The sequence below is a fragment of the Limosilactobacillus oris DSM 4864 genome (assembly GCF_001434465.1).
Taxonomy (GTDB): Bacteria; Bacillota; Bacilli; order Lactobacillales; family Lactobacillaceae; genus Limosilactobacillus; species Limosilactobacillus oris.
Genome location: NZ_AZGE01000005.1, coordinates 83,529 through 90,440, shown reverse-complemented (window position 1 = coordinate 90,440; position 6,912 = coordinate 83,529). Strand labels below are relative to the sequence as shown.

General features: G+C 53.8%; 6 protein-coding genes and 1 pseudogene. All 7 read right to left on the bottom strand.

Features of this window, described 5'->3' with window-relative positions; all coding sequences use genetic code 11:
- Positions 1–74: 74 nt before the first annotated feature.
- The gene (gene rplS, locus FC49_RS03880) at positions 75–437 is read right to left on the bottom strand and encodes a 50S ribosomal protein L19 (protein ID WP_003713480.1); all 363 of its coding nucleotides are present in this window, start codon (positions 435–437) and stop codon (positions 75–77) included.
- Positions 438–550: 113 nt separating this feature from the next.
- Positions 551–1,983, bottom strand: a pseudogene (locus FC49_RS03875) (APC family permease).
- 10 nt (positions 1,984–1,993) lie between these two features.
- Complete coding sequence (gene trmD / locus FC49_RS03870) at positions 1,994–2,752, bottom strand: tRNA (guanosine(37)-N1)-methyltransferase TrmD (protein ID WP_056984330.1); 759 nt, start codon at positions 2,750–2,752, stop codon at positions 1,994–1,996.
- Positions 2,752–3,258 (bottom strand): ribosome maturation factor RimM, encoded by a 507-nt coding sequence (gene rimM / locus FC49_RS03865; RefSeq protein ID WP_056984329.1) that lies wholly within the window; start codon positions 3,256–3,258, stop codon positions 2,752–2,754. Before rimM ends, trmD begins: the two co-directional genes overlap by 1 nt.
- Positions 3,259–3,313: 55 nt before the next feature.
- Positions 3,314–3,574: a KH domain-containing protein gene (locus FC49_RS03860; RefSeq protein WP_056984327.1), complete on the bottom strand. Its 261-nt coding sequence runs from the start codon at positions 3,572–3,574 to the stop codon at positions 3,314–3,316.
- Positions 3,575–3,587: 13 nt separating this feature from the next.
- Positions 3,588–3,863, bottom strand: coding sequence for a 30S ribosomal protein S16 (gene rpsP / locus FC49_RS03855; RefSeq protein ID WP_003713500.1), 276 nt, complete (start codon positions 3,861–3,863; stop codon positions 3,588–3,590).
- Positions 3,864–3,945: 82 nt separating this feature from the next.
- The gene (locus FC49_RS03850; protein ID WP_056984325.1) at positions 3,946–6,822 is read right to left on the bottom strand and encodes a mucin-binding protein; all 2,877 of its coding nucleotides are present in this window, start codon (positions 6,820–6,822) and stop codon (positions 3,946–3,948) included.
- Positions 6,823–6,912 lie beyond the last annotated feature (90 nt).

Sequence of the window (6,912 nt, the reverse complement as noted above, 5' to 3'; positions counted from 1 at the left end):
CATCAGTACTTCTTGACGAAGAGCCAAACAAAAAAAGAACTCCCGCAAGGCAGGAGTTCTCTTCATTAGGATTACTATTCAGCATCGCGACGACGTTCAGCGATCCGGGTAGCCTTACCAGTACGTGCCCGCAGGTAGTACAGCTTGGCACGACGAACGCGACCGTGACGAAGAACATCGATTTTAGCAACCCGTGGTGAGTGCAGTGGGAAAGTCCGTTCCACACCAACACCGTTACTGATCTTCCGAACAGTGTAAGTAGCGCTGATACCAGCACCGTGGCGCTTGATAACAACCCCTTCAAACATCTGGATACGTTCACGGGAACCTTCAACGATCCGCGCGTGAACCCGTACAGTATCACCGGCACGGAATTCCGGAATATCATCACGCAGTTGACTAGCAGTAATCTTTTCGATTAACTTATTTTGACGCATACAATTTCTTTCCTTTCGCCGACATTCATGTCCACAATGGGCAGCGGAATACCGTTATTCACGGCTAAACAGCCATTAACTACTATACATGGTTTCGTGCTAACTTGCAAGGGCTATTTCCCGTGCTCCTGGTTAATGATGGAATGCCGAATACCGTAAACAAAGTAAATCAGCAGGCCAATCACGAACCAGCCGACCATCAAAATCTTCGCATCCTTATTCAGGCCCCAGAAAATTACCGCAGAAAACAGGGCCGAAACCGTCGGCAGCACCGGGTACCAGGGCATCTTAAACTGGGCATCCGGCAAATCCTTCCCCTCACGTGGCCGCAGGGCGTAAATTCCGAGGGACACGAAAATGAAAGCTACCAGGGTCCCGGCGGAAACCAGGGTCGCCAGAAAAGTAAACGGAAAGACCGAACCCAGGACCATCGCCAACAAAGTAATCAGCCAGAGGGCGTGGCTGGGCACGTGGCGGCCATTAACAATCCCCAGCCGGCTCGGCAAGAGGCCGTCCCGCCCAAAGGCATAGATTAGCCGCGACGACGCCAGCAGAATCGCAATCAGCGCGGAAAAAATCCCGATAATCGCCACCACTGACAACAAGTTGGCCGTCAGGTAGTGCCCCGACTGGCGCAGTGCCCAGGCAGCCGGCTCAGCATTATTGGCGTAACGGGAGTACTTAAACATCCCCACCAGCACCAGGGAAACGGCGATAAAGAAGCCAGTACCGAGTACCAGGGTCCCGATTAGGCCCCGGGGCATCGTCTTTTGCGGGTTCTTCGTTTCCGCTGTGTTGGCCGCAATTGCGTCAAAGCCAACGTAGGCGATAAAGATTTGGGCCGTCCCGGCAAGGATCCCCTGCCAGCCCCCAAAGCTCGTTCCCGGCCGGTGCGCTGGAATAAAGGGCACGTAGTTATTGGCCTGGATGGCGGTCGCCCCGACCACGATGAACATGATAATCACCAGAAGCTTGATTGCAACGATGATGTTTTCAATCCGGCTCACCTGGTGGACCCCACGGGAAGTCAAAATTCCCACCGCCAGGATGGCGACCGCCGCCAAAAGTCAACGTAGGAGCCTTGACGGGGATTAAAGCCCCCGGTCAGGGCCACCGGCAGTTTAATTCCCAGGCTGGCTAAAAAGCCTTGCATATAGGCCGACCAGCCGGAGGCAACAAAGGCAACCGAGATAAAGTATTCGGCCAGCAAGGCCCAACCGGCAATCCAGCCGAAAAATTCACCAAAGAGGACGTTAATCCAGGAAAAGGCCGAGCCGGCAAAGGGCAAGACTGACGACATTTCTGCATAGGCTAAGGCCGATAAACCCGCCCCAATTGCCGCCACGATGAAGGCCAGGGGCACGGCGGGCCCGGTATGCTCAGCCGCGACGATTCCTGGCAGGGTAAAGATCGCGGTACCAACAACCATCCCGGTCCCGAGACCAATCAGGTCAATTGTTCGCAAACTAGGCGTCAGTTTAGCATCCTTTTGCTGGTACACCGCCGGATCCTGCTTCCAAAGCAAGCGTTCAAACAATTTTTTCATGAGCCTCTCCCTAATCCGGTACGTCCGGGTCTTCGTCCAGCTTAATATCTTCTAGCATCCGCTGCTGTTCCCGGCTGAGCGAGGCGGATTCCAGCAGGTCTGGCCGCCGGTGGAGGGTCCGCCGCAGCGACTCCCTCATCCGCCATTCGCGAATTTTCTGGTGGTTCCCGCTGGTCAGGACTTCCGGCACCTTCATGCCACGGAAGTCCGCCGGCCGCGTGTACTGCGGATATTCAAGCAGGCCGTTACTGAAGGAATCACCCATCGGAGAAGCCATGTTGCCAAGGACTCCCGGGACAAAGCGCACGGTCGCGTCAATCATCACCATCGCCGCTAGTTCGCCCCCGGTCAGGACATAGTCGCCCAGGGAAGCCTCATCAGTCACCAGCTGACGGATTCGTTCGTCATAGCCCTCGTAATGCCCGCAGATGAAGGTCAGGTGTTCCTCCTGGGCCAGCTCCTGGGCATAGTCCTGGTCAAAACGCCGGCCCGCCGGATCCATCAGGATAACCCGTCCCCGGGGATACTTGCCCGCCGTTTCCTTTTCAATTGCGTCCATCGCGTCAAAAATTGGCTGGGGCTGGAGGAGCATTCCGGCGCCCCCGCCAAATGGCGCATCATCGACGTGGTTGTGCTTATCAGTGGTGTAGTCGCGGAAATCGGTCACCTGGAGGTCCAAGAAGCCGTTTTCCTGCGCCTTACCGATAATCGACTCGCCCATCGTCGCTTGAAACATGTTTGGAAAAAGGCTCAACACATCAATTCGCATTATCCTAACCCCTCCATTAATTCAACCAGCACCTGACCGTTGTCGAGGTCGACCTGCTTGACCACGTCGTCAATCACCGGTAGCAGGAGGTCCGCCTTTCCTGGACGCTCCACAACCCAAACGTCATTAGCACCTGGAGCAAGGATCTCCTTGACTTTACCGAGTTCTTCCCCCGCCACCGTCTTAACAGTCAGGCCAATAATCTGGTGGTAGTAATACTGGCCGTCCTCTAAGGGTTGCTGGTCCGCTGCACTGACCATTAACTCATGGTTGCGAAAACTTTCGACATCGTTGATATTATCGTAGCCCACGAACTTCACCAGAATAAAACCTTTGTGCTGGCGGGACCGTTCAATCGTTAATTCAACCGGCGCGCCCGTCCCTTGCAGGTAGAGCTTTTGCTGGGGCGCAAACCGCTCGTCAACAAAGTCAGTGGTGGGCAGGACCCGAACCTCGCCCCGAATACCATGGGTGTTGACAATTTTACCAACATTATAAAATTGCATATTTTCCTCCTAAAAAAGATAAAAACTCCCACAGAACTGGTGTGGGAGTTTTTATTTAGTGACGATGATCGTTAATCAGTAACCGGACTTTCTTAGAATTGGAACGCCGAGAACGCGCACCCTCAACAACGGTCCGCAATGCTGCAGCAACGTGACCCTGGCGGCCAATCAGGCGCCCAATATCTTCTTGGGCAACGTTAACAATATACTGGTGGTAACGCCCACCATCCTCTTGGGAAATCGTTAACGCCGCCGGATGTTTTAATAGCGGGGTAACCAAATCACGAATCAGCGTCTCTATATTTGTCTCAGTCATGATAAATCATCACTTACTTCTTTGCGTACTTAGCTTCGTGGTACTTCTGCATAACGCCAGCCTTTTGAAGCATGTTGCGAACAGTGTCGGATGGTTGGGCACCCTTTTGCAGCCATTCCATAACAGCATCTTCATCAAACTTGACTTCCTTAGGAGTAGTCAATGGGTTGTAAGTACCTAAAGCGGTAATGAAACGACCATCACGTGGTGAACGTGAGTCGGCAACAACGATCCGGTAGAAAGGACGCTTCTTAGAACCCATACGCTTTAAACGAATTTTAACAGACATTTTTGCACCTCCCTGATTTCTTTTAACAGGTAATAATATACCAGTCTTCCGAGAGAATGTAAAGTAGTTTTTCTTGACAGGCTTAATTATTTTTCCGCCGGGTACCTGCAAGGCCAAACGAAGCAGCGAGGACCGCTAGCCCAAGGGCAATCAGCCCTGGATTTTCACTTCTTCCGGTCTGGGGCAGCTGCTGGGACCCGGCCACCTCATCATTGTCAACTGGGGTAACGGCCACCGGCAGTCCAGTCCGCGTCCCGGGCTGAGCTCCCCCTTCACCCGGTTGAGCCGGTTGCCCCGGTTGTTCTGGCCGTGGGGCCACCGGAGACGTAACTGGCCGGTAAACTACCGTTCGCTCCACATTTGAACTTGCATGGTTGACCGTAAACGCAACCACCTCCGCGATGTCGGGCCGGTAGCCGGAAATGGCGGGTGAGACCACCGCCGGGAAGGTTTGTGGTCCAGACCAGGTGGCCGTCACTGCCCCGGTCACCAAATCCCGCTTCCCCGTCTGTGTAAAGGAGACCTGACTCTGATAGTCTGGCAGCAAGTGGTGGCCGGCCGCGTCGACGTAATGAATGGTTTCCGTTACTGTTTTCTGTTCACTAACTGGGACAGTTCGGTGTGTAAAGTGGGCAATGAAATACTGGTCGTCAGCTGGGGCGGTATCGAAGTTGCCAAAACTGACTTCGCTCAGCACGAGTCCATTCAGCCACTGGTCCTTGTTAGCCGGATCATTCCCCACGTAGGTACCAGCATAGTCGTAATTACTGAGGTCATAGTTTGTAGGAATTGTAAAGACAATTGGCTTATCACTCCTACCGCTAACGCTCAGGTCCGACAAGCCCGGAATAAAGCGCTGGTCAGTATCATCGTAAAAACGTAAATGAGCATTCTCCTGAGCAACCGGCTTGTAAACCACATACTCAATAAAGTCAGCGTGCGGAAAGTCGAATGGTGCTTCCTGGCCGGCCTGGCGGATTGCCGCCCCCGTCGTTTGCGCCTGACCATCAGCCGTCATTGCTAGCTGCCCGTCGGCCGACTGGACGCCCTGGTAGGCGGTATACCCGTCAACCACCGGAAGGTTCAGGGCATTAAACTGTTCATCAGTATGGTAGCTGCCGGCTTTCCCCGTTTTGCTGGTGAAAACTACCTGCCGCTTGACATCGGGGATTCCCTCCCCAGACGGCTGCGTCATTGGTTGGCCCTGCTCATTAACAAAGTGGATCACCTGGTTAACGAAACCATAGTAGGTCGAGTCGACATAGGCCCGGCTAACCGGCTTGAGGTCGTTCTTGATATCGATCCAGTATCCCCAGTCCGCGTCATACTTCGTTTGCCCCTGACTAACGACCTTCGCGTGCCAGGGATGACTATCCATATATTCACGAACCGCTGCGCTCTGGATTGAGTAACCACCCAGCCAGTTGCCCGGCTGGTCACCATAGCTAGCCGCCTGCCGGTCTTGCTTGTAGTTCCGAATACCATCCCCGGGCATCAGCGCGACCGGGTCCGTCGGTTTCCAGGTCAGCAGGGTGACCGGTGAACTACCGTCACTATTAGTTGAACGGAAGCCCGCGTAATCCCCGCTGACGGTAACATGGTAGGTCGCTTCATCGGCACCGTTATCCGTGCGTTCCACCTTTACCAAGGGCTTTTGGTAAACATACTGTTTCGTCAGGTAAAAGGCGCCAGAATCCGTCAACTGGTCATTCAGCTTGATAGAATCACTGCTGATTACCGGAACGATAATCTCCTGCAGCTCCCGTTGCAAGTCCGCGGCACTGACAAAGTTAGTCTCCACCTCACCGGTACTTGCCGGCTTGGTAACCGTAATGGTGAAGTCGGAACCAACATCGGCGAGCGAAATTCCTACTCCCTGGGTCGGGTCCACCAGCTTGAGGTACTCCTGGCCATTCACCCAGGTATGAGCTGGGACAGAACCAGTATGGTCACTGGAAACAATCTTAGTAGCCACCGGAATTGTCTCGGTGCTGGCATCCTTAACTACCTGCAAGTGCAAACCGCTGGCGTAATGCTGGTCACCGATCTGCAAGTCAGCACCCGGCGTATAGCTTCCCGCACTTGTCCCGGGTGCGTACAGGACGAGGGCCTGACTAGGCGGCAACAGTTTCTTATCACCGTTACTGCTTGGGTTGTACCATACCAGGTCAGCGTTAAAGGTCAACGCGTTCGGCGTCCCCTGATTGTTGCGGAAGTAGCTGCTTAAAAAGGAATTAAAGATGATTTGGTAGTAGCCGTTGCTCCCGGCATTTGCCAAGGCATTATCATTAGAATTAGCGACTACCTGCCAGTGAGGGTCATTAACGGTAGCCCCAGCCCCCGGAACTGACTGCTGGTAACTGGCTAAGTTGCCGGCTGGCAGGATGTAACCGACAATATGTCCCTCATACCACAGGGGTACCTGGCTGTTACCATTGATTGCCCCATAGCTAAATACTTCCTGCTGGCCGTCAGCAGTCGTGTACGGCAAGCCTAGTTTAACGTTGATATAGTCACCATTCTGCAGCTGGATAACTTCCACAGCAGGAACGGTTAGGCCCAGGTGGAGGGTAACTGTCCCCGGGTTACCCGTATCCTTGTCGCCCGCTGTTTCGGTAATCGTATGATTGGTAACCGTGATCCCTTGACCGACCTGATCGTCAATTGCCCTGGTCGGCGTTAAACTCTTGCTAGTGCTCGTTGCCGCGGCTGGAGCAGCCGCCGGATTACTAGCAGCGTTCGTCAACGGTTGCTGCTGATCACTTGCGGGTACCCCCACCCCACTATTTGCCTGGGTGCCTGCCGGCGTTGGATTAGTATCCGCCCGCACGTTGCTGGTCATGCCTAGCCAAAAGCTGGTGGATAGCAGGACCGAGGCGACCCCGACGCCGAGCTTTCGCAACCCGTAGCGTGGCTGCCGAGCGAGTATCCGTTGGTGATTATTACAAGAAACCATCATCAATCCCCCTATAACTAATTTTGAAACATGTTTATAATATTCCATTCCATCCCCAATCGCAATATCAAATCATCTAACTGGCCGGGTACT